This window comes from Streptosporangium sp. G11 (genome assembly GCF_051192615.1).
Taxonomy (GTDB): Bacteria; Actinomycetota; Actinomycetes; order Streptosporangiales; family Streptosporangiaceae; genus Streptosporangium.
Genome location: NZ_JBPJUQ010000017.1, coordinates 90,456 through 112,062, shown reverse-complemented (window position 1 = coordinate 112,062; position 21,607 = coordinate 90,456). Strand labels below are relative to the sequence as shown.

The following is a 21,607-nucleotide window of genomic DNA, read 5'->3' as shown; positions in this document are numbered from 1 at the left end:
CACGCCCGGTTTCCTCACGGGAGAGGCTCGTGCTCGGGATTGACGGAACCGGGGACGACGAGCCCCTGTTCCGTCCGTACGCCGTCACCGGCGGCAGGTCGGAGCCCCGTTTCCACCTGGCGATGGAGGCGCTGGTCTCCTCCTCCTTCATCATGGAGGAGGACCTGGCGCTGCTCACCCCCGAGCAGGATGCGATCATCAGGCTCTGCCGTTCGTACCGGTCGGTCGCCGAGATCTCGGCTCTGCTGAGGGTTCCGCTCGGCGTGGCCCGCGTGCTGGTGGCGGATATGGTCGACGAGGGTTTCGTCCGCATCCACCAGCCGCATCTCAACGAGGGACAACCGGACCTCAACATGCTCGAAAGGGTTCTCAGTGGACTTCGCAGGCTCTAGCCAGGGTGGCCTGACGTCAACGAAGATCGTTGTCGCGGGCGGGTTCGGCGTCGGCAAGACCACGTTCGTGGGGGCGGTGTCGGAGATCGTGCCGCTGACCACGGAGGCGGTGATGACCGACGCCAGCGCCGGGATCGACGACCTGGGGCTGACCCCCCACAAGACCACCACCACGGTCGCGATGGACTTCGGCCGCCTCTCGCTGGACCGCGACCTGATCCTGTACCTGTTCGGTACGCCGGGTCAGCACCGGTTCTGGTTCATGTGGGACGACCTGGTCCGCGGCGCGATCGGCGCGGTGGTCCTGATCGACACCCGGCGGCTGGCCGACGGCTTCCCGGCGATCGACTACTTCGAGGAGGCCAAGCTCCCCTTCGTGGTCGGTGTCAACGGCTGGAACGGGGAGTTCCCGCACCACGAGGAGGAGGTGCGCGAGGCTCTGACGCTCGCCCCGCACATTCCCGTCGTGCGGACCGACGCCCGCTCCCGTGACTCCGTCAAGAACACGCTGATCACTCTGGTCGAGCACGTTCTGCGGGTCCGCGCGGCCTACGGCACGTCGGTGTAGCTCCGCGTTCTCCCCCGGGGGACGGTCCCGCGCTCCGCGGGACCGTCCCCCGAGGCGGTTCCCGGCTCTCCTGCGGAGGGCTTCGGCCTCGTCGTGTTTCGTCCGGTGGGGTACGGGCCGGGATCGTCAGCCCGGTATCCACTCCTTCCAGGTTATTTTGTTCGCGTCGATCCACTTCTGGGCCGCGCGGTCGGCGCCGAGGCCGTTGTTTTTCATGTCGTTCGCCACCACGTTCTGCTGCTCGTTCGTCCAGGTGAAGTTCCGGACCAGTTCGTAGGCCCTGCCGCCGGTGTCGGCGAACCGCCTGCTCACGATCTTGTCGAGCAGGTAGGGCGGGTAGTCGCACTTGACCCGGGCGGGGTCGGTGTCGCAGCCGATCGCGTACGGCGGGAGGTTGACCTTCGCCAGTTTGATCTGGGTGAAAAGCCACTGCGGCTCGTAGAAGTACATCAGCAGCGGGGTCCGGTCGCGGGTCGCCCGTTCGGCGGCGTCGATCAGCGCTTTCTCGCTGCCCGCGTAGACGACCCTGTAGTCGAGGTCGAGATTGCGGACCAGGGCCTCGTCGTTGGTGACATAGGAGGGGTCCCCGTCGAGAAGCTGACCTAAATCGCCGGATTTATCCGTTTTGAAGAGGTGGGCGTACTTGTTGAGCTGCCGCCAGTCGGTGATCCCGGGATACTCGTCCACCATCCACTGGGGGACGTACCAGCCGATGACACCCTTGGCGCCGCTCCTCCCTGCGGAGACCGCGACCTTCTTCTCCTCGATGTAGGTCTGCTTCAGCGCCTCCCGCCCCCAGTTCTCCACGATCACGTCCACCGTGCCCGCTTCGAGGCCCTCCCAGGACCGGGGCGCGTCGAGCCGCACGGTCTCCACCCGGTAGCCGAGTTCCTGGGTCAGCAGGCGGCCGATGACCGCGGCGCCGGCCTCGTAGCCCGCCCAGTCGTTGACGGCGATCCTCACGGTCCCGCCGGAGGGCGGGGTGGCCGGCGCGGTCGCCTCCCGCGTGTCCTGGCCGGTGCACGCGGCGATCGAGAGGAGCAGCGCGGTGGCCGCGCCGAGCGCCAGGAGGCGGGGAAGGGAGGGCGGGCGGGAACCGCGAACCTGGCTCGCGGCGTCGCCGGGTGTGGCCACGGTCTCCTCCAGGGCTCGCCGCCCGGATTCGGTGGACCGGGGACGTGGTGAGGACTACGGATGCAGGGAGTCAAGATATGGCGTAAATATCGTGAATCACAATGTTGCGGTCTTCCGAAAGTCGCCGGACCCCCATCGCGGGGCCTCGCGGCCCAGGTTTGGAACGATACAAACGGCCATACGAGCCAGGAAATACCTAATGAGAGTATTCGGACGACCGAAACTGGGGTTCCAGTCATAGCTGGAGCTCCGGATCGGAGTCCCTGCTTCACCACGAATACCCATTTATAGAGCTGCGTTCGCTTGGCCCCACCGGTTGATATGTGCTCGAATTGCCGGGAACCACGGGAAATTCGGCCAGAGGTTCGTCCACCGAGAGGGCAGCGTTCGGTGAGTACACACGAGATCCACGGCGCGGGCAGCGGCCTGCGCCTGCGGAACTGGCGGGTGCGCCGGCGTCTCGTCGCGCTCATCCTGGTGCCCACGATCGCCGCGGTGCTGCTCGGCGGTGTCCAGGTGTTCGCCTCGATGCGCGCCGCGGGCGACTACCAGGGGGTCAACGACCTCGCCCGGCTCTCCGCCCGCGTCGGCACGCTCACCCACGAGCTGGCCGAGGAGCGCGACCACACCGCCTGGTTCATCGCCCTGGGCCGTCCGGAGAGCGGTGTGGAGGACGTGCGGGCACAGATGGACCTGGTCGACAGTTCCGTGACGCGCGTCCGCGAGAGCGGTTCCCTGCTCGGCGAGGAGGTGACCGGCCGTACCAGGGAAGAGGTCGAGACCGCGATCACCCGCCTGGACGACCTCCCCCCGCTGCGCGAGCAGGCCCTGAAGTCGACGCTGCTGCCCGACGCGACCGTCGCCGCCTACTCCCTGGTCATCGCCGACCTGCTCTCCCTGCACGACGAGCTGGGCAAGGGCAGTGCCGACGACGTCCTGTTCGGCCAGGCGCTCACCCTGGACGCGCTCGCCCGCGCCAAGGAGGCCCTCTCCTTCCAGCGGGCGCTGCTGACGGTGGTGCTCGTGGCGGGACGGTTCGAGCAGGGGCAGATGGAGCAGTTCCTCGGCGCGGTCTCCACCGAGCGCAACGAGCGCAAGACCTTCGCCGCCGAGGCGGGAAGCCGCAACCGCCGCCTCTTCGACGAGGCCGTCAACGGCCGTACCGCCGAACGCGCCGAACTCATCCGCGAGCTGGTCCTGCTCCGCGCGGCCTCCGGCGTCTCGCTGAGGGGCCTGGACCTGGAGCGGAAGGACGACGCCAAGGAGTGGTACGACGCGGCCACCGTTACCATCGGCCACATGCGCGAGGTCGAGGAGCGGCACGCCCAGGACATCGTCGTACGCAGCCAGCAACTCGGCGACGCCGAGCAGAGCCGCGCCCTGATGGTCGCCGCGGCCGTCGCCGCCCTGCTGGCCCTCGTGCTGGTGATCACCATCGGGGTGGCGCGCTCGCTGGTCAGGCCGCTGCGGCGGTTGCGCAGGGAGGCGCTGGAAGTCGCGGGGGAGAGGCTGCCCGCGTACGTCCAGCGGGTCCGCGAGGCGCACGGAGGGGAGATCGTCGCCGAGGTGGCACCGATCGGGGTGCTGTCGCGCGACGAGATCGGCGAGGTCGCCAGGGCGTTCGACGAGGTCCACCGGGAGGCCGTGCGGCTGGCGGGCGACGAGGCCAGGCTGCGCAACACCGTGAACGCGATGTTCGTCAACCTCTCCCGGCGGAGCCAGAGCCTGGTGGAACGCCAGCTCAGCCTGGTCGAGCGGCTGGAGCGCGGCGAGCGCGACGACCAGCGGCTGGCGGACCTGTTCAAGCTCGACCACCTCGCCACCCGCATGCGCCGCAACAGCGAGAACCTGCTCGTCCTGGCCGGGCAGGAGGTGGCGCGGCGCTGGAGGCAGCCGGTCGAGCTGATGGACGTGGTCAGGGCCTCGCTGTCGGAGGTGGAGAACTACGAGCGGGTGACGAACCTGGTCCAGTCGGAGGTCGCCGTCGCGGGCCCCGCGGTGAGTGACGTGGTCCACCTGCTCGCCGAGCTGGTCGAGAACGCCGTCTCGTTCTCGCAGCCGGACACCAGGGTCACGGTGTCCAGCAGCCGGATCGACGGCGGCGGGGTGATGGTCTCGGTGACCGACAAGGGCATCGGCATGACGCTCGACGAGCTCTCGGAGGCCAACCGGCGCCTGGCCGACCCGCAGGCCGACGACGCCTCGGTCGCCCGCCACATGGGCCTGTTCGTCGTCAGCCGCCTCGCGCTCAAGCACGGCGTCCGCGTCCAGCTCCGTCCCCAGGACTCCGGCCTGACCGCGATGGTCCTGCTGCCGGAGGCGCTCCTGATCCTGCCGCCCGTCGGGGTCCAGCAGACCGGCTACCCGCAGCCCGCGACCGCCTTCCCCGGCATGCCGGCGGGGACGCCCGGCCTTCCCACCGGGGTGGTGGGCTTTTCCGGCGGCGCGGCCGATTCGCCGTTCCCCCACGCCCCCGGTGTCGCGGGCCCGCCGCCGAGGGTTCCCCTGCTGGCGGCGCCCACGGACACGCAGGCACCTCCCGCCGCGGGGCCGCCGTCCCTGCCCTCGCGGGTCAGGCCGGACGCGACCGCGCGGAGCGTGTGGAACCCGCCCGCGGAACGGCTCCGCCCGCCGGGGGAGCAGGGGGGTTTCCCGCAGCTTCCCGGCCCGTTCGACCGTCTCCCGGGGCCGCTCGACTCCCCGTCCGGTTTCCCGGCGGGGACCTCGGCGGAGCGGGAGGACGACTTCCTGCCGATCTTCGCCTCGGTCGAGTCCGCCTGGTTCCGGATCGCCGACCTGCCCCGGGGCTCCGGCGCGGAGACGGCCGGTCCCGAGGTGGCCGCTTCCGAGGAGCCTCGGGCCGAGCCCGAGCCGTGGACCTCGCCCGGTGACAGCGGCTGGCAGGCCGCGCAGGCGGCGAGCGCTCCCGCGCTCGGCGGTAAGACCGCGGCCGGGCTGCCCAAGCGCACCCCCCTGGCCAACCTGGTTCCCGGATCGGTCACGCCGCTCGTGCGCTCCGAGCAGCCTCCGGCGCCGGCCATGCCCTCCCTCTCGCCCGAGCGGGTGCGCAGCCGCATGGCGAGCTTCCAGGAGGGCGTGCGCAGGGCGCGCAACGAGCTTCCGGACCGGGAGCAGTAGCGTGCGGGCCGACAACCGGGACCAGGGGCGGGAGCTTCACGACGACCGTGTCTCCCCGTGGGAGGAGCGGTGGGACGACACGCCCCGGTACGGCCTCCCGGCCGAGGCCGCGGGCCACGGGTGGCCCGCCGAGCCGCCCGCGTTCGCGCCGTCCGTCCACGGAACCGGGACCGGAGCCGGGGCCGAGCCGCCGGGATACGGCTCGCCTCGGGAGACGCCCGGATTCGGAGCCCGGCGGGACGGGCGCTTCGGGTACGAGCCGGAGCACGACGAGCCGGCCGAGGAGGAGAGCTCGCTGGTCCGGATGTACGCCGTGACCGGGGGACGGGTCGTCCCGAGTTCCAAGCTCGCCATGGAGGCGCTGGTCTCGACCACGACCACGGCCCCGCTCGGCCTGTCCTACGTCCGGGAATACCGCTTCATCAGCGATCTGTGCCGCAGCATCCGCTCGATCGCCGAGATATCCGCCCTCCTGAGCGTCCCCCTCGGCGTCACCCGCGTCCTGGTCTCCGACATGGAGTCCGAGGGCCTGGTGCGGATCCATCACCCCCGGGTCACCGCCGCGGGCCCCGGGCCCGACCTCCTCGAACGCGTCCTCAACCACCTCAGGGGCTAGGGTTCTCCGGGCTCACGGTTCACCTCCGCGCCGGAGGGCGGGAGGGCGCGCGTCAGCTCTGCGCGAGCCACCAGCGGGCGGCGACGAGCTCGGCCACCAGGGTCTCGGTCAGGAGCGCCACGTCGGGGTCGTCGTCGTGGAGGTAGCGGACACAGGCCTTGGCGCCGGGAAGGTCGCCGCCGACGGCCAGCACGGTGGAGCCGCGCTGCCGGACCCAGTCCATGGCCTGCTCGTCGTAGCGGGAGCCGGGGAAAAGGATGGCGCGGTAGTCGAGGGTCTTGGTGAGATAGACGTCCACGTGGGCCCAGTCGCCGGTCTCGCACGCGTCGGCCGCCCTGCGGGGGCCCTCCCTGAACATCAGGGCCGACTGCTCGGCCGAGGACAGGTGCTCGGCGGGAGCGATCGTGTAGACGCCGTGCGGGCCGTCGAGCAGCGCCGCCGCCGGTTCCAGCCACTCGTCGCGGCGGTCGAGCAGGTCGGCGGTGGCCTCGGCCGTACGGCGGAGCAGCGCGGGCACGTCCCGGCCGAACCCGCCGGGCTCGCCCCCGGCCGGGGCACGCCCGCCCCAGCCGGGGACGGTCAGATGGCCGCCGAGTGCCAGGAGCAGGGCCAGGGTGTGCTGGAAGGTCCGGCAGGAGACGCCGCCGCGCTCCTCGCCCGCCACCATCGGGACCACCAGGTCGGCGCCCTCGGTGACGGCCGAGTCCGGGTTGTTGGTCAGCGCGAGGACGAAGGACCGGCCCCGGTGACGGGCGAGCGCGTCCAGGGTCTCCCGGCTGCCGCCGGTGGCGGAGATGGCGACCACCAGGGTGTCCGGGCCCGGCGGGTAGGACAGCGCGGCGGAGGCGTACTCGGCCACGGCGTCCACCCCCGCGGCCCGCAGGCGCAGCGCGGCCACCCGGGCGGCGTATCGGGAGCTGCCCATGCCGAGGAGGAGCACCCGCCGGATCCCCGAGGGAATCCCCGCGAAGGGGTCGCCCGCCTCCAGGGCGTCGGCCAGCGCGGCCAGCGCGACGGGCTTGGCCTCCAGGTCGGTGAGATACAGCTCGGGAATCACGGGGTCTCCTTAGTCTTCGTCGATTTCGCCGGGTTCACCGGTACCGGGACCGCAGCACGCCCATCGGGGCGTAGCGCCAGCGGGGGAGGTGGCGGGCCGCGTAGACGAGCTCGCGGCACTCCTGCTCGATCTCGAAAGGGCGCAGCAGGGAACGGTCCAGAAGGGTGGCGTGACCCAGCTCGTCCAGCCGTCCCAGGTAGGCCGACTCCAGGGTGGCACGGGCCGTGGCGGTCCACCCGGCGATCACCTCGGGGTCCGCGTCGCGGCGCCTGATCGCCACCTGGCCGACGTGTTCGAGGCTCGTGGTGAGCTGGGCGAGGTCGCGGGCCGCGGGCTGGAAGGGGTCGGCGCCCGCGACGGTCGGGTTGCCGTCGAAGTCGATCACCGCGTAGCCGTCCCGCCAGCGGAGGATCTGCCCGACGTGCAGGTCACCGTGGATGCGGATCAGCGGGCCGGCCCCCGCGCCGGCCAGCGGCGCCAGCTCGGCGCGGAGCACGCCGGCGCGCTCCGCGAGCCAGTCGCCGTCCTCGCCGCCGGTCAGCGCCAGCGCCTCCTTCAGGGCCTCGTCCGCCCGGAGCGACCACGGGCTCCCTCCCGCCCGTACGGCGTCCGCGTGCCTCACCGGGACGGGGAAGGTCGCGGACGGGGTCGCCATCGCCGCGTGCAGGCCGGCGGAGAGGACGCCCAGGTCGGCGGCGAAGGAGGTGCCGCCGGAGACGGCCTCGTCGACGCACCACTCCCAGCCGTCCCGGGCCTCGGGCAGGTACGCGGTGACGAGGGCGAGCAGCAGCTCGGAGCCGTCGCCGGCGCGCAGGGAGACGGACGCGTACGGCGTGGCGGTCGCGGTGAAGCCGACCGACGTCAGGTGCGCGAACATGTCGGGCGCGGGCTGGGGGAGCGGCGCGGGCGGGGTGAGCCATTTCACGACGACCCTTTCGCCGACGACCACCGAGTGGTTGGTCTGGTCGACGTCGAACCCGCGTTCGGCGGCCCGGACGGCCTCTCCGATCGATGACAATTGAGTGTCGATTGAGGAAAGAGTGGTGATCGTCTCGGGAAGCGGATGGAAGCGGCGGACCCCGAAAGGGGGTGGTACATCGCAGGTCAGAGCCTCGACGAGCTCACTGGTCCGCCCGTCGCCGGCCTGGGGAACCGTGTCGATCCGGTTCCAGATTGAAGCAGGATTTAACAAACGGACCAAACTTTCCAGTGGTGATGTCGGGGGAAGTCTTGCTCAAGTTAATGTTGACTGCAACACTCCTGCTTTGGTCTGCCGTGTCCCTAACGGCCGGTCTACCCCACTTACACTGAATTCTGAAGGAGTAGCGGCCGTGTCCCGCACCCGGTACACCCGTCGTCTTCCGGTCGCCGCCCTGGTCACCGGTCTCGCGCTCGCAGTCTCGGCATGTGGCGGGGAGGCCGCGGACCCCGCTGCCGCGCCCGCCGCCAGTGCCTCGTCGGCGCAGCTCAACCCCAACGCCGACCTCTCCAAGCAGAGCGTCACCATCTCTGTCTGGGACGGTTACACCCCCAAGGAGCTGGCCACCGAGGTCAAGGCCAAGCTCAAGACCGACCTCAAGGTCACCCTCCACGCCACCAACGAAGAGATCATGGCGAAGCTCACCAGCGGCGCCGACACCGGTCTCGACGTGGCGTTCGTCTCGGGTCAGTACGCCCAGGCCCTCAACGAGGCCGGGCTGCTGGAGACGCTCCACCCCGAGCTGATCCCCAACCTCGCGAACCTCTATCCCGAGGCCAAGGAGCTGTCCTACGACAAGGGCAACGCCTTCTCGGTCCCCTACACCTGGGGTACCACGGGCATCTGCTATCGCACGGACCTGGTGAAGACGCCGCCGACGAGTTGGAACGATATTCTCAACCCGCCGGCGGAGGCGCTCAAGAAGGTCACCATGATGACCACCGAGCGCTGGCTCGCCCTCCCCGCCATCAAGGCGCTCGGCTACTCGGTCAACACCAAGAACGACGAGGAGATCGCCAAGGTCAAGGCGAAGCTCGAGGAGGCGAAGCCGAAGCTGCTCAGCTACGACGACACCACCTTCGGCGAGAAGCTCAAGACCGGCGAGGCCGTGATGGTCGAGGCGTGGGACGGCTGGTGCCCGACCACCGAGAAGAACATCAAGTTCGTGGTGCCGAAGGAAGGCAGCGACCTGTGGGTGGACACCATGGTCGTGCTGAAGTCGTCCAAGAACAAGGAGGCGGCGCACGCCTTCATCAACTACATCCTGGACCCGAAGGTCCACGGCTGGGCCGCGGAGAACATCCTCTACAAGGTCCCGAACAAGGCCGCGATGGACGCGATGGACGCCAAGCTCAAGGCTGACAACGCCCCGCTGCAGATGACCCCCTCCGACCTGCTCAAGGGCGAGTCGATCATCGACCTGGGCGAGGACTCGGCCAAGTTCACCCAGCTCGCGACCGAGGTCACGGCGAAACAGTGACACGCTCCACCGTTTCCGGCGCGCCCGCGAGATCGCGGGCGCGCCGGTCGCGTGCCCTGGGAAGGCTCGTCTTCCTGGGACCCGGCCTGATCTACCTGCTCGTCCTCCTGCTCATACCGCTCGCCCTGCTCATCAGCTTCACGGTGTTCCGCAGGGGCCGGTTCGGCGGAGTGATCTACGAGGTCACCGGCAAGAACTTCACCCGGCTGCTCGACCCGCTCTATCTGGAGGTCGTGCTCGGCTCGCTGAAGCTGGCCACGATCGCCACGCTGATCGCCCTGCTGATCGGCTACCCGACGGCCTACCTGATCGCCCAGCTCCCGCGGAAGTGGAAGACGATCGCCCTGGTGGCGATCGTGCTGCCGTTCTGGACCAACTTCCTGATCCGCATCTACGCCTGGATCGTCCTGCTGAGCGGTCCCGGCCTGGTCAACAGCACGCTGCTGGACCTGGGGCTGATCGACAAGCCGCTGGAGCTGCTCTACAACCAGGGCACCATCGTCACCGGCCTGGTGTACTCGTACCTGCCGCTGATGATCCTGCCGCTGTACGCGGCGATCGAGAAGCTCGACCCGCAGCTGCGCGAGGCCTCGGCCAACCTCGGCGCCTCACCGGCCCGCACGTTCGCGTCGGTGACGCTGCCGCTGACCCTGCCGGGCGTGCTCACCGGCTGCCTGTTCGTCTTCGTGCCGAGCTTCGGCAACTTCATCATTCCCGAACTGCTCGGCGGCGGCCGTTCCATCATGGTCGGCAACCTGATCAGGGACCAGTTCCTCAAGGCGCGCGACTGGCCGTTCGGATCCACCCTCGCGCTGGCGCTGATCGCCGTGCTGATCGTCCTGCTGCTCCTGCAGGCCTGGAGTGCCCGACGTGCGTAGATCCCGCCTGCTGTACGTCCCCTTCTGGGCGGCCTACGTCTTCCTCTACACGCCGATCGTCGTGCTCGTCGTGATGTCGTTCAACGCCGGCGAGTCCCCCTACGTCTACGAGGGCTTCAGCCTGGACTGGTACGGCGTCCTCGCCCAGGACGAGAAGATCCGCGAGGGGCTGGTCAACACCCTCATCGTGGCCGCGGGCTCCACCGCGCTGGCCACGGTGCTCGGCACCCTGCTGGCCGTGGGCCTGGCCCGGCACACCAGGTCGCGGGCGCTGGACGCGCTCGGCATGCTGCCCGCGGTCCTGCCCGACCTGGTGCTGGGCATCGCCCTGCTGGTGTTCTACGCCACGATCAAGTCGACCCTCGGGCTGCACTCGGTGCTGCTGGCCCACACGGTGTTCGGCATGGCGTTCGTGACCGCGGTGGTCCGCACCCGGCTCACCAACGCCGACACCTCCCTCGAGGAGGCGTCCAGGGACCTGGGGGCGACGCCGTTCACCACGTTCGTGCGGGTCACGCTGCCGCAGCTGGCGCCGGGCATCCTGGCGGGCGCGCTGCTGGCGTTCACCCTCTCGATCGACGAGTTCGTCATCGCGTTCTTCACGGCGGCCCCCACCACGCCGACCCTGCCCATCGTCATCTACTCAATGGTCCGCTTCGGGGTCACCCCCGAGATCAACGCGCTGGCCACGCTGCTGCTGCTGGTGAGCTTCACCGCGGTCATCGTGACCCAGCGGATGACCCGACTGACGGAGTCGCTGTCCTAATGCTGAAGATCACAGGTGTCAGCCGCCGGTTCGGCGACGTCACGGCGCTGTCGGACGTCTCCCTGGAGATCCGGCAGGGTGAGTTCTTCGCGCTGCTCGGCCCCAGCGGCTGCGGCAAGACGACGCTCCTGCGGATCCTGGCGGGCTTCGAGTCACCCGACGAGGGCTCCGTCACGCTCGACGGCGACGACCTGCTCGGCCAGGCGGCCCACCGCCGCCCGGTCAACCTGATGTTCCAGTCGTACGCGCTGTTCCCGCACATGACCGTGGCGAAGAACGTCGCGTACGGCCTGGAGAGGGAGAGGCTGGGCCGGGCGGAGGTCCGCCGCCGGGTCGGCGAGGTGCTGGAGAAGGTTGGGCTGGACAGCATGGCCGGGCGCAAGCCCCAGCAGCTCTCCGGCGGCCAGCGGCAGCGGGTCGCGCTGGCCCGCGCGATCGTCAAGCGGCCGCGGCTGTTGCTGCTCGACGAGCCGCTGTCCGCGCTGGACAAGAAGGTGCGCGCGGAGATGCAGCTGGAGCTCAAGCGCCTCCAGAATGAGGTCGGCATCACCTTCGTCGTGGTCACCCACGACCAGGAGGAGGCCATGTCGCTCGCCGACAGGATCGCGGTCTTCAACGCGGGCTCGGTCGAGCAGGTGGACGCCCCGGTGGAGCTGTACGAGCGCCCGCGCACCCCGTTCGTCGCCGACTTCGTGGGGGCCAACAACATCTTCCCCGGCAGGGCCTGCTCGGTCGGCCTGGCCGGCGACGGGCTCGGCGTGCTTCCCGGGGTCTCGAACCTGCCCGACGGCACGCCCGCGCTGCTCGCCGTACGGCCGGAGCGGCTGCGGCTGGGTGCCGAGGGGGTGCTGCGCGGCCAGGTCGTCGACGTGAGCTTCTACGGCGGCGTCTCGCACGTGTCGGTCCAGGTGGACGGGCGTCCCACGCCCGTCCTGGTGGCCACTCCCGGCGCCACACAGGTCCAGGCGGGGTCCTTCGTCGCGCTCGGCTGGGCGGACGAAGACGGAGTGCTGATCCCTCAATGAGAAAACTTGAGCGGGTTGTCCGTCGCGGTCCTGGCGTAGTCGAGGATGAGCTCCGCCGCCTCCTGCGGGCCGATCACCGGGTGGCGGGCCGTTATGCGGTAGCCGTACGCGTCTTCGAGCGCGACCAGGTTGCGGGCGATGGGCAGCGAGTCTCCCGACAGCTTGAAGGTCTCCAGGGCGGCCCCGGTGTCGAGGATGCTCTGGTAGAGGGAGACCTGGCGGTCGTAGAGGGTGGTCAGCAGGAGGGCGTACATCCTGTTGCGGGGCGCGGCGCCGCCGAGCTCGTTGAGCAGCCGGACGTCCGGGTCGTCCGGGCCGTGCGGCAGCCCCGAGCGGATGGTCACGACGAGCTTCTCCGCGGGGTCGCGCATGCCGCTGATCCGCTTGAGACGCTGCTCGTAGAAGCGCTCCATCCCGGAGTGGTGGGCGTCGACCAGCAGCTCGCTGAGACGCGGGTAATGGTAGAGGACCGCCCCAGAGGTGAGACCGGCCTCCTCGGCGACGTGGTTGAGGTGCACCCCCTCGGTGCCGTGCCGGATGATCGCCCGGTGTGCGGCCGCGATGAGATCCAGGCGCCGGTCCGCCCGTCCCTTGCGCGTCATATTCCCCCGCTCGTTGAAAACCACGCTCTGTGCCGGGGTCCATAGTGGCCCTTTCCCAGGGTTTTTACCAGCCGAGAATTGAATCACTCTTCAAAAGCCGCAACCTCTAGACGCAAGGAGGCGTGATGTCTCTCACGATCCTGTTCATGCCGGAGAGTGCCTACGGGCCGACGAACAACTGCATCGGCATCGGTGACATTCTTCTTAAGCGCGGACATCGAGTCGTTTTCGCAGCTGAGGCCTCCTGGAAGGGGAAATTGGAGGCTCTCGGATTCGAAGAGGATCTCGTCGATCTCGCGCCGCCGTCGGAAGAGGAGCAGGACGCCGGGCAGTTCTGGAAGGACTTCATCAGGGACACCGCCCCGGAATACCGGAAGTCGACCCTGGAGCAGCTGGAGACGGTCACCAAGCCGATCTGGGACGCGCTTATCGACGGCGCCAAGTACTGCGAGCCTCAGCTGAAGGCGATTATCGAGCGCGTCCAGCCGGACGTCATCGTCGAGGACAACGTCATCACGTTCCCGGCGCTGCTCACCGCGGGCAAGCCGTTCGTCCGCATCGTCTCCTGCAACCCGCTGGAGGTGCGCGGCGAGAACGTGGCCCCGGTCTTCTCCGGGCTGCCCGCCGACGACCGCTCCGAGTGGGGCGCCTTCAACGCCGAGTATGACCGCACCCACCGCGAGATCTGGACCGCCTTCAACGAGTGGGTCGTCGAGCAGGGCGCCGCCCCGCTGCCGGACCTGGACTTCATCCACGAGGGCGACCTCAACCTGTACGTCTTCCCGGAGATCGCCGACTACACCGGCGCCCGGCCGCTCGGCGACTCCTGGCACCGCCTGGACTCCTCGGTGCGCGAGACGGAGGGCGGCTTCGAGATCCCCGGGTCGCTGGCCGGGCAGGAGCCGCTGGTCTACTTCTCGCTGGGCTCGCTCGGCTCGGCGGACGTCGCCCTCATGCAGCGGGTCATCGACGTGCTGGGCACGACCCCGTACCGCTTCATCGTCTCCATGGGCCCGTTGCACGAGGAGATCAAGCTGGCCGGCAACATGTGGGGCGCCGAGTTCGTCCCGCAGACCAAGATCATTCCCCTGGTCGACCTGGTCATCACGCACGGCGGCAACAACACCACCACCGAGGCGCTGCACTTCGGCAAGCCGATGATCCTGCTGCCCCTGTTCTGGGACCAGTACGACAACGCGCAGCGCGTCCACGAGCTCGGCTACGGTGTGCGCCTGTCCACCTACGGCTTCTCCGACGAGGACCTGACCGGCGCGCTGGAGCGGCTCCTGGGCGACACCGCGCTCCGCGAGCGCCTGGCCGCCGCGGGCGAGGAGATCCGCGGGCGTGACGGCCTGCGCAGGGCGGCCGACCTGATCGAGCGGGCCGGCGCCTGACGTCTCCCCGCATCATCACCACGACGAGAGAAGTTCCATGGGCAAGTTGATCAATCCGGCGACCGGCGACCTCCTGCGGGAGGTGGCCGACACCTCGATCGAGGAGGTGGCCGCCGCCGTGCGCCGGGCCCGCGTGGCGTTCGAGGAGTGGAGCACGGCGACCCCGGCCGAAAGGTCCAGGGTGCTGCTGCGCTTCGCCGACCTCGTCGAGGCCGACGCCGAGGAGCTCACCCGGCTGGAGGTCACCGAGACCGGCAAGCCCGTGGCGGTCTTCCGCGACGGCGAGCTGCCGTTCGCGGCCGACAACCTCCGCTTCTTCGCCGGTGCGGCCCGCTCGCTGGACGGCACCGGCGCGGGGGTGCTCAGCTCCGGCTACACCTCGGTGCTGGTACGGCGCCCGGTCGGGGTCGTGGGATCGATCGCCCCCTGGAACTTCCCCCTCGTCATGGCGGTGTGGAAGATCGGCCCCGCGCTGGCGGCGGGGAACGCCGTGATCATCAAGCCCGCCCCGCAGACTCCGGGCACCACGCTCAGGATGGCGGAGCTGTTCGCCCGCGCCGGCGCGCCCGACGGCCTGCTCCAGGTCGTCCTGGGCGACGCCGAGGTGGGCGAGGCCCTGGTCGCCGATCCGGGCGTCGACATGGTGAGCGTCACGGGCTCCACCGCGACCGGCCGCGCCGTCATGCTCGGGGCCACCGCCTCCCTGAAGCGGGTCCACCTGGAGCTCGGCGGCAAGGCCCCGGCGCTGGTCTTCGGCGACGCGGACCTGTCCGAGATGGCGAGGGGCGTCGCGATGGGCGCCACCTACAACACCGGTCAGGACTGCACGGCCGCGACCCGCGTCTACATCGCCCGCGACGTGTACGACGAGGCCGTCGAGGCGCTCCACGCGACGCTGGCCCAGATCACGGTGGGCGACCCCTGGGACCCGGCCACCGACATCGGCCCGCTGATCTCCGCCGGGCACCGCGACCGCGTGCACGGCTTCGTCGAGCGCTCCGTCGCGGCGGGCGCCTCCGTCCTCCACGGCGGTGTCCCGCTCGAAGGGCCCGGTTTCTACTATCCGCCCACGCTGATTTCCGGCGCCGCGCAGGACAGTGAGATCGTTCAGGGTGAGCTTTTCGGTCCGGTACTCGTGGCGCTGCCCTTCGACGGCGAGGACGAGGCGGTACGGCTGGCCAACGACACCCCCTACGGGCTTGCCTCCTCGGTCTGGTCCAGGGACGTGGCGAGGGCGTTGCGCGTCTCGCACCGGCTCGACGTGGGCGTGACCTGGGTGAACGACCATCTGCCCATCGCGTCCGAGGCGCCACACGGCGGGGTCAAGGGAAGCGGCTTCGGCAAGGACATGAGTCAGGAGGCGGTTCAGGAATACTCTGTGACCCGCCATCTGATGATCAAGCACCAGGCTTCGGAGGTGAGGGATTCCTTCCGGCCAGCCTGAAAGCTTTGACGCCGTATGTCCCTTTTATGGGGATTTGTCGGCACTTACTCCATTCGAAGTGACATAAAGGATGTGCTCAAATTGCTTCCGCCGCTTCCAAATCCGGCGAGGGGTTACGTAGGCCAGTGATGACACAAGACCGCCGGAGCCACCGCGCGTCAGGGGTGGGCAGTCGACTCCTGCCGGCGAACTGGCGCGTGCGTCCCCGTCTGGTCGCGCTGATCCTGCTCCCGACCGCCGCGGCCGTGCTCCTCACCGGCCTCCAGCTCACCACGGCCCTGTCCACGGCCAACGAGTACCGCCGGATGACCGAGGTCGCCTCGCTGGTCGAGTCGCTCGGAACCCTCTCTCACGAGATGGCCGAGGAACGCGACCTCACCGCCTGGTACATCGCCAGCACCACCCGTCCCAACCTCAACAAGGTCAGGGAACAGCGCGGGGTGGTCGACCGGAGCAGCGACCAGGCGCTGATCGCCATGAACGCCCTCGACACGTCGCAGGCCGCCCGTGTCCGTACCGAGGTCGCCCAGATCCGCCGCTGGCTCGACGGGCTTCCCGGCCTGCGCAGGCTGATGACGGAGGGAAGCGTGCTTCCCCGTGCGGCCCTCGGCATGTACACGCGAATGATCACCGACTTCATCACCCTCCACGACGACCTGGGCCGCAGCGGCGGCGACGAGCGCCTCATCGGGGACGCGCTCGCGCTGGGCGCGCTGACCCGGGCCAAGGAGCAGGTCGCCAGGCAGCGGGGCACCCTCCTGGTCAGCTTCCTGGACCGCAAGTTCGACTTCGACGACCCCGCCGACCTCCTCGGCGCGTACCGGAGCCAGCAGAGCGAGGAGAACTCCTTCCGCGCCACGGCCTCCGCCAACGACATCAAGGCCTTCCGCGACGCGGTCACCGGTCCCAGGGTCGACCAGGCCGACTCCACGCGAGCCCTCGTCATGTCCCTCATGCGCGAGAACAAGCCGCTGGAGCGCGTCGGCCGCGGCTGGCTCGTGAGCGCCAACACCTGGTACGGCGCCTCCACCTCGATCGTGGACGGGATGCGGACCGTCGAGCGCCGCCTGGCGTCCGCGGTCGTCTCCCGAAGCCAGGAGATGCAGAGCGCCGAGCAGCGCAGCGCCATGATCTCCGGTGCCTCGATCCTGGTCCTGCTGGTCCTGATCCTGCTCATCACCGCCTGGGTGGCCGGCACGCTCGTCCGGCCGCTGCGCAAGCTGCGCAGCGAGGCGCTCGAGGTGGCCGAGACCCGGCTGCCCGAGACCGTCCGGGTGCTGCGGGAGTCCGGCGACCTCGCCCCGAACGTCGAGGTGCCCTCCATCGGAGTGGTCTCCCGCGACGAGATCGGGGAAGTGGCCCGGGCCTTCGACGAGGTCCACCGCGAGGCCATCCGGCTGGCCGGCGACGAGGCCCGCCTGCGCAGCAACATCAACGCGATGTTCGTCAACCTCTCCCGCCGCACCCAGTCGCTGGTGGAACGGCAGATCGACCTCATCGACGACCTGGAGCAGGGCGAGCAGGACGAGGGGCGGCTGGGCAGCCTCTTCAAGCTGGACCACCTGGCCACCCGCATGCGCCGCAACTCCGAGAACCTCCTGGTCCTCGCCGGCCAGGAGCAGAGCCGCCGGTGGAGTGAGCCGGTCCCGCTCAGCGACGTCGTCCGCGCCTCGCTGTCGGAGGTCGAGAACTACGAACGGGTCAACCTCCGGGTCGAGTCGGGCATCTCGATCATCGGCCAGGCCGTCAACGACATCGTCCACCTGATCGCGGAGCTCGTCGAGAACGCGATCTTCTTCTCGCCGCAGGACACCAAGATCACGGTGACCAGCAACGGCAACGAGATGGGCGCCGTCATCCTGGCGGTCACCGACTCCGGCATCGGCATGAGCGACGAGGAACTGGCCGAGGCCAACCGCCGCCTGGCCGAGCCCCCCGCGGTGGACCTGTCGGTCTCCCGCCGGATGGGCCTGTTCGTGGTCGGCCGCCTGGCCATGCGCCACGGCATCAGGGTCCAGCTCAGGCGCCCGGAGGCCGGTGGCCTCAGCGCCGTCGTGCTCCTGCCGGTGCAGGTGGTGGCCCAGTCCACGATGATGCCCGAGATGGCACTGTCGGCGCAGGGCATGCCGTCCGGCTCCTTCGGCGGCCCGTCCACCTCGTTCGGCTCCATGTCCAACCAGGACCCGTTCGCCTCGGTGAACCCCGACCCGTTCGGCTCCGCCCCGAACCCGGACCCGTTCGGGACCGGTGCCGGGCGCGGAGCCCGGCAGCACGCCGGTCCCGGGATGCCGCCCGCACAGGCGCCTCCCCAGGTGCCGGCGCCGACGTCCGCGGACCTGTGGTCGGGACCGGTGGTGCCCGCCTCCGCGGTGGAGGACCTGTGGTCGTCCCCGCTGGCCTCGACGGCGCCGCCGTCGTTCCCCTCGGCATGGCCGGATCCGCCCGCGCTCGACCCCTGGACGCCGCAGCGGCTGGAACCGGTGGAGAACACCCAGGCCCTTCCCGTGGTCGAGATGCCGTCGACGGATCCGGAGCCCGAGGAGTTCCTGCCGATCTTCGCGGCGGTGGGGTCCGACTGGTTCCGCAGCAACGCGTCCGTCGCCCCCGAGCCGGAACAGGAGGTCGCCCCCGCCCCAGAGCCCGTGGCCGAGACCAGGCCACGGCCGCTGGAGCAGCGGGTCAGGCGGGGTCCGCAGGGACTGGAGACCCAGAACATCCCGCAGATCACGCACTCCACGCCGCCGCCCCAGCAGCAGCAGCCCCAGCCGCTGCCGCAGCGGACGCCCCAGCAGCAGGCGCAGCCGTTGCCGCAGCGGACGCCGCAGCAGCAGGCGCAGCCGCTCAGGCCGGCCGAGCCCGCGGCCGAGCGGCAGCCGTGGAGCACCCCCTCCGACCAGGGCTGGGCGGCCGCCGAGGTCGCCAAGAAGCCCGTGGAGGGCGGTCTGACCGGAGCGGGCCTTCCCAAGCGGGTGCCCAAGGCGAACCTCGTTCCCGGAGCGGCCTCGGCCGCTCCGGCTGCTCCGGCCCCCCCGATGCCGCCGATATCGGCGGATCGGGTGCGCAGCCGTCTGTCCAGTTTCCAGCAAGGCGTACGGCAGGGACGCGCTGAGATGAGCGAGCGCTCCAACGCCGTCGAGGGAGAGAACCAGCAGTGAACAACCAACTCAGCCAGGCCGCTCGCGGTTTCAACTGGCTGATCACCGAGTTCGTCAAGGAGATGCCCGGAGTGGCGCACGCGGTGATCGTCTCCGCGGACGGACTCCCGCTGGCCTACTCCCAGGGCTTTCCCAAGGACCGGGCGGACCAGCTCGCCGCGATCACGGCCGGCCTGATCAGCCTCACCCAGGGCGCCTCCCGGGTGTTCGAGGGCGGCCCTGTGGCACAGACGGTGATCGAGATGCAGCGGGGCCTCCTGCTGACCATGTCGATCAGCGATGGTTCCGCGCTGGCCGTGCTGGCCTCGCCGGACTGTGACATGGGTCTCGTGGCCTACCAGATGACATTGCTCGCAGAGCGTGCCGGCCAGGCGCTTACGCCTGCGCTCCGGGCCGAGCTGCAGTCGGTTCAGCGATAGGGGGGTGATATGGACGCACCAGGTTGGCGTGGGCCGGGGGACGACCCCCCGAACACGCCCCAGGCCAAGAGCGGGCGGGATCGTTTGATCCGTCCGTACGCTGTGACCGGGGGCAGGACCGCTCCCCGGATGCAGCTCGCTCTTGAGGCACTGGTCTCCTCGGCGACGTTCGCGGGCGTGGATCCCTCCACGCTCTCCACGGAATATCAGGCGATCATCTCGTTGTCCCGGCAGGTGCGCTCGGTTGCCGAGCTCTCCGCCCTGTTGCGCATGCCTCTCGGCGTGACCCGGGTGTTGATCGCGGACATGGCGGCCGAGGGCTTGGTGCAGATCCACCAGCCGTCGCTGGATGCGGGTAAGCCGGATCTCAATTTGCTTGAAAGGGTGCTCAGTGGGCTTCGCAGGCTCTGACGCCGGAATGACGTCGACGAAGATCGTCGTTGCCGGCGGGTTCGGTGTCGGCAAGACGACCTTCGTCGGTGCGGTCTCCGAGATCATGCCGCTGACCACGGAAGCGGTGATGACAGAGGCCAGTGCGGACGTCGACGACCTCTCGCACATCCCGACAAAGCGGACCACCACGGTCGCCATGGACTTCGGCCGGGTCTCGCTGGACCGTGATCTGATCCTGTACCTGTTCGGTACGCCGGGTCAGCACCGGTTCTGGTTCATGTGGGACGACCTCGTGAAGGGCGCGATCGGTGCGATCGTGCTCGTCGACACCCGGCGGCTGGCCGACAGCTTCCCGGCGATCGACTACTTCGAAGAGGCCGGCCTGCCGTTCGTCGTGGCCCTCAACGGGTTCGGCGGATCGCACGTCCACGGTGAGGAGGAGGTGCGGGAGGCTCTGACGATCTCCCCGCACATCCCCGTCGTCCGGACCGACGCCCGGTCCCGCGACGCCGTGAAGTCGACCTTGATCACCTTGGTCGAGCACGTCCTGACGCTCAGAGTTTGACCGTCACACGCTGTGGGCCCCGTTCCTTCAGGGACGGGGCCCACAGCCGTTCTCCCGGCTTCCCGTCCTCCCGGGGGCGACGTCCCGGGGCCCGGGGCCGGAGGCATCCGCCCATTCGATAAGCACACCCGAAATCAATTGATAAAGCATGCCTTTAAGGCGATCGGATTCGGTGGCGGAGCTTCGCGCGGTGCTTTCCCGGCCGCGGGCGCGTCGTGCGCCCGGCCGGACGCGCGGCGCCGTGATTCCCCCGGCACGCCGACGATCCGAGGCGGTAATTCACCCCAGGACCACCGATTTCACGGTGGTCCTTTCTGTTTTGTGCGATAAACGGGCCGTGTGATAGGCGGCCCCGTGTGATGAGCGGCTCGTGCGAAAGCGGGCTCGTGCGAAAGCGGGCCGGCGCGAGGGCGGATCCGCGAGAAAGCCGGTCCGCGAGAAAGCCGGTCCGCGAGAAAGAGGCTCCGTGCGGAAGTGGCTCCGTGCGGAAGGGGCTCCGTGCGGAGGCGGCTCCGTGCGGAAGCCGGCGAAACGGCGGCGGCCGGTGGCGTGAACCTCACGCCACCGCCCGCCGTCCGCGATTCCTACATCGGCAGAGCCTCGACTATGGAGGAACCTCCGGGAAGCTCTATCTGCCGGTTGAGCCGGAAACCCGACTTGCCCAGGATTTCCGCGTACTCGGAGGTGCTGCGCTCCATGCCCTCGCCGAAAAGGGCGAGCATCCGCATGTCGACGTCCTTGCTGATGTGCGGCCGGTCGTCGTCCGGGACCACGAACTCCACGATGAGCACCCGGCCGTCGTCGGAGATGACCTCCCTGATGTTGCGCAGGATCCGCACGGAGTCCTCGTCGGACCAGTTGTGGAGCACGCTGCTCAGCAGGTAGGCGTCCGCCCCCGAGGGCACGGAGGCGAAGAAGTCGCCGTCGGCGAAACTACACCGGTCTTCAAGACCGGCCTCGGCGAAGAACGCGCGAGCCCCGCTGACCACGCGTTCCCTGTCGAACAGCACCCCGCTGAGGTTTGAGTACTCCTTCAGTACGGCGGCCAGGATGTGCCCCTTGCCGCCGGCCACGTCCACCAGGGTCCGCACGTCGGAGAAGTCGTAGCGGGAGGCCACGGCGTCCGCGAACGGCTGCGCCCTGACCACCATGTAGTCGTCGAACAGCGCACCCGCCTCGGGGTTGGCCGTGAGGTACTCGTAGAGGGGTCCGTGCCGCTCCATGAAGCCCGATTTCCCGGTGCGCACGGTCCGCGGGACCTTGCCCATGCCGTACCAGAAGCCGTCCTCGGAGATCATTCGTACGGCGGAGCGCAGCGAGCCGGGCGTGTCGTCGCGGAGGGTGGCACCCGCCTCGGTCAGCTCGTACGTGCCGGGCGAGGCCGTCGAGACCATGCCCATGGAGGCGAGCTGGCGCAGTACCCTGCCGAGCGCGGGCGCGTTGGCGCCGCAACGCAGCGCGAGCTCGTCGACGGTCAGGGCGCCGTCTCGCAGGTGGTCGGCGCAGCCCAGCTCGGCCATCGTGGCCAGGGCCGCGAAGCGGGAGACACCGCCGATCGCATCCCAGACCGGTGCCTGTGGGTCGCTCATGGAAATCCTCTCT

Annotated in this window: 19 protein-coding genes; 14 read left to right on the top strand and 5 right to left on the bottom strand. The window is 69.8% G+C overall.

The features are described from left to right. Positions 1-29 precede the first annotated feature (29 nt). Together ACSDR0_RS18700 and ACSDR0_RS18695 are read left to right on the top strand one after the other, a co-directional pair. Complete coding sequence (locus ACSDR0_RS18700; RefSeq protein WP_435290102.1) at positions 30-392, top strand: DUF742 domain-containing protein; 363 nt, start codon at positions 30-32, stop codon at positions 390-392. Continuing rightward, positions 373-960 (top strand): GTP-binding protein, encoded by a 588-nt coding sequence (locus ACSDR0_RS18695; RefSeq protein WP_435290101.1) that lies wholly within the window; start codon positions 373-375, stop codon positions 958-960. Before ACSDR0_RS18700 ends, ACSDR0_RS18695 begins: the two co-directional genes overlap by 20 nt. Before the next feature lie 126 nt (positions 961-1,086). On the opposite strand, the gene ACSDR0_RS18690 is transcribed toward ACSDR0_RS18695, so the two are convergent. Further along, positions 1,087-2,094, bottom strand: coding sequence for an ABC transporter substrate-binding protein (locus tag ACSDR0_RS18690; protein WP_435290100.1), 1,008 nt, complete (start codon positions 2,092-2,094; stop codon positions 1,087-1,089). A gap of 390 nt (positions 2,095-2,484) precedes the next feature. On the opposite strand from ACSDR0_RS18690, the gene ACSDR0_RS18685 reads away from it, so the two are divergent. Together ACSDR0_RS18685 and ACSDR0_RS18680 are read left to right on the top strand one after the other, a co-directional pair. Further along, positions 2,485-5,232, top strand: a complete 2,748-nt coding sequence (locus ACSDR0_RS18685) for a nitrate- and nitrite sensing domain-containing protein (protein WP_435290099.1) — start codon at positions 2,485-2,487, stop codon at positions 5,230-5,232. Position 5,233: 1 nt separating this feature from the next. Beyond that, positions 5,234-5,848 (top strand): DUF742 domain-containing protein, encoded by a 615-nt coding sequence (locus ACSDR0_RS18680; protein WP_435290098.1) that lies wholly within the window; start codon positions 5,234-5,236, stop codon positions 5,846-5,848. A 52-nt stretch (positions 5,849-5,900) separates the two neighbouring features. On the opposite strand, the gene ACSDR0_RS18675 is transcribed toward ACSDR0_RS18680, so the two are convergent. Together ACSDR0_RS18675 and ACSDR0_RS18670 are read right to left on the bottom strand one after the other, a co-directional pair. Then, positions 5,901-6,905, bottom strand: a complete 1,005-nt coding sequence (locus ACSDR0_RS18675) for an SIS domain-containing protein (RefSeq protein ID WP_435290097.1) — start codon at positions 6,903-6,905, stop codon at positions 5,901-5,903. A 34-nt stretch (positions 6,906-6,939) separates the two neighbouring features. Further along, complete coding sequence (locus tag ACSDR0_RS18670) at positions 6,940-7,923, bottom strand: hypothetical protein (protein WP_435290096.1); 984 nt, start codon at positions 7,921-7,923, stop codon at positions 6,940-6,942. Positions 7,924-8,236: 313 nt separating this feature from the next. Here ACSDR0_RS18670 and ACSDR0_RS18665 point away from each other — a divergent pair, with 313 nt between their 5' ends. Genes ACSDR0_RS18665 through ACSDR0_RS18650 form a run of 4 tightly spaced genes read left to right on the top strand, consistent with a single transcriptional unit; the run spans position 8,237 to position 12,033 of the window. Then, positions 8,237-9,364, top strand: coding sequence for a polyamine ABC transporter substrate-binding protein (locus ACSDR0_RS18665; protein WP_435290095.1), 1,128 nt, complete (start codon positions 8,237-8,239; stop codon positions 9,362-9,364). Next, positions 9,361-10,242, top strand: a complete 882-nt coding sequence (locus tag ACSDR0_RS18660; protein ID WP_435290094.1) for an ABC transporter permease — start codon at positions 9,361-9,363, stop codon at positions 10,240-10,242. Before ACSDR0_RS18665 ends, ACSDR0_RS18660 begins: the two co-directional genes overlap by 4 nt. Continuing rightward, positions 10,235-11,008, top strand: a complete 774-nt coding sequence (locus ACSDR0_RS18655) for an ABC transporter permease (RefSeq protein ID WP_435290093.1) — start codon at positions 10,235-10,237, stop codon at positions 11,006-11,008. Before ACSDR0_RS18660 ends, ACSDR0_RS18655 begins: the two co-directional genes overlap by 8 nt. Further along, a complete protein-coding gene (locus ACSDR0_RS18650) occupies positions 11,008-12,033 on the top strand; it encodes an ABC transporter ATP-binding protein (RefSeq protein ID WP_435290092.1) in 1,026 nt (341 codons plus the stop codon). Before ACSDR0_RS18655 ends, ACSDR0_RS18650 begins: the two co-directional genes overlap by 1 nt. On the opposite strand, the gene ACSDR0_RS18645 is transcribed toward ACSDR0_RS18650, so the two are convergent. After that, on the bottom strand, positions 12,027-12,635 hold the full coding sequence (locus ACSDR0_RS18645) for a TetR/AcrR family transcriptional regulator (RefSeq protein WP_435290091.1): 609 nt from the start codon (positions 12,633-12,635) through the stop codon (positions 12,027-12,029). The two genes, ACSDR0_RS18650 and ACSDR0_RS18645, sit on opposite strands and share 7 nt — an antisense overlap. 125 nt (positions 12,636-12,760) lie before the next feature. Between ACSDR0_RS18645 and ACSDR0_RS18640 the strand changes: the two genes are divergently transcribed. From ACSDR0_RS18640 to ACSDR0_RS18615, 6 genes are all read left to right on the top strand, one after another. Continuing rightward, positions 12,761-14,029 carry a nucleotide disphospho-sugar-binding domain-containing protein gene (locus ACSDR0_RS18640; protein ID WP_435290090.1) on the top strand — a complete coding sequence of 423 codons (1,269 nt, stop codon included), beginning with the start codon at positions 12,761-12,763 and terminating at the stop codon, positions 14,027-14,029. Between the two features lie 37 nt (positions 14,030-14,066). Further along, positions 14,067-15,473, top strand: coding sequence for an aminobutyraldehyde dehydrogenase (locus ACSDR0_RS18635; RefSeq protein ID WP_435290089.1), 1,407 nt, complete (start codon positions 14,067-14,069; stop codon positions 15,471-15,473). 197 nt (positions 15,474-15,670) lie between these two features. After that, positions 15,671-18,628 (top strand): nitrate- and nitrite sensing domain-containing protein, encoded by a 2,958-nt coding sequence (locus ACSDR0_RS18630; RefSeq protein ID WP_435290088.1) that lies wholly within the window; start codon positions 15,671-15,673, stop codon positions 18,626-18,628. After that, positions 18,625-19,047: a roadblock/LC7 domain-containing protein gene (locus tag ACSDR0_RS18625; RefSeq protein ID WP_030906232.1), complete on the top strand. Its 423-nt coding sequence runs from the start codon at positions 18,625-18,627 to the stop codon at positions 19,045-19,047. The genes ACSDR0_RS18630 and ACSDR0_RS18625 overlap by 4 nt, the downstream gene beginning before the upstream one ends. Positions 19,048-19,056: 9 nt before the next feature. Next, positions 19,057-19,458, top strand: coding sequence for a DUF742 domain-containing protein (locus ACSDR0_RS18620; RefSeq protein ID WP_435290087.1), 402 nt, complete (start codon positions 19,057-19,059; stop codon positions 19,456-19,458). Between the two features lie 7 nt (positions 19,459-19,465). Next, entirely contained in the window at positions 19,466-20,005 is a 540-nt protein-coding gene (locus tag ACSDR0_RS18615; RefSeq protein ID WP_329091233.1) for a GTP-binding protein, read from the top strand. A gap of 584 nt (positions 20,006-20,589) precedes the next feature. Here ACSDR0_RS18615 and ACSDR0_RS18610 read toward each other — a convergent pair. Continuing rightward, positions 20,590-21,594 (bottom strand): methyltransferase, encoded by a 1,005-nt coding sequence (locus ACSDR0_RS18610; protein WP_435290086.1) that lies wholly within the window; start codon positions 21,592-21,594, stop codon positions 20,590-20,592. Between the last annotated feature and the right edge of the window lie 13 nt (positions 21,595-21,607).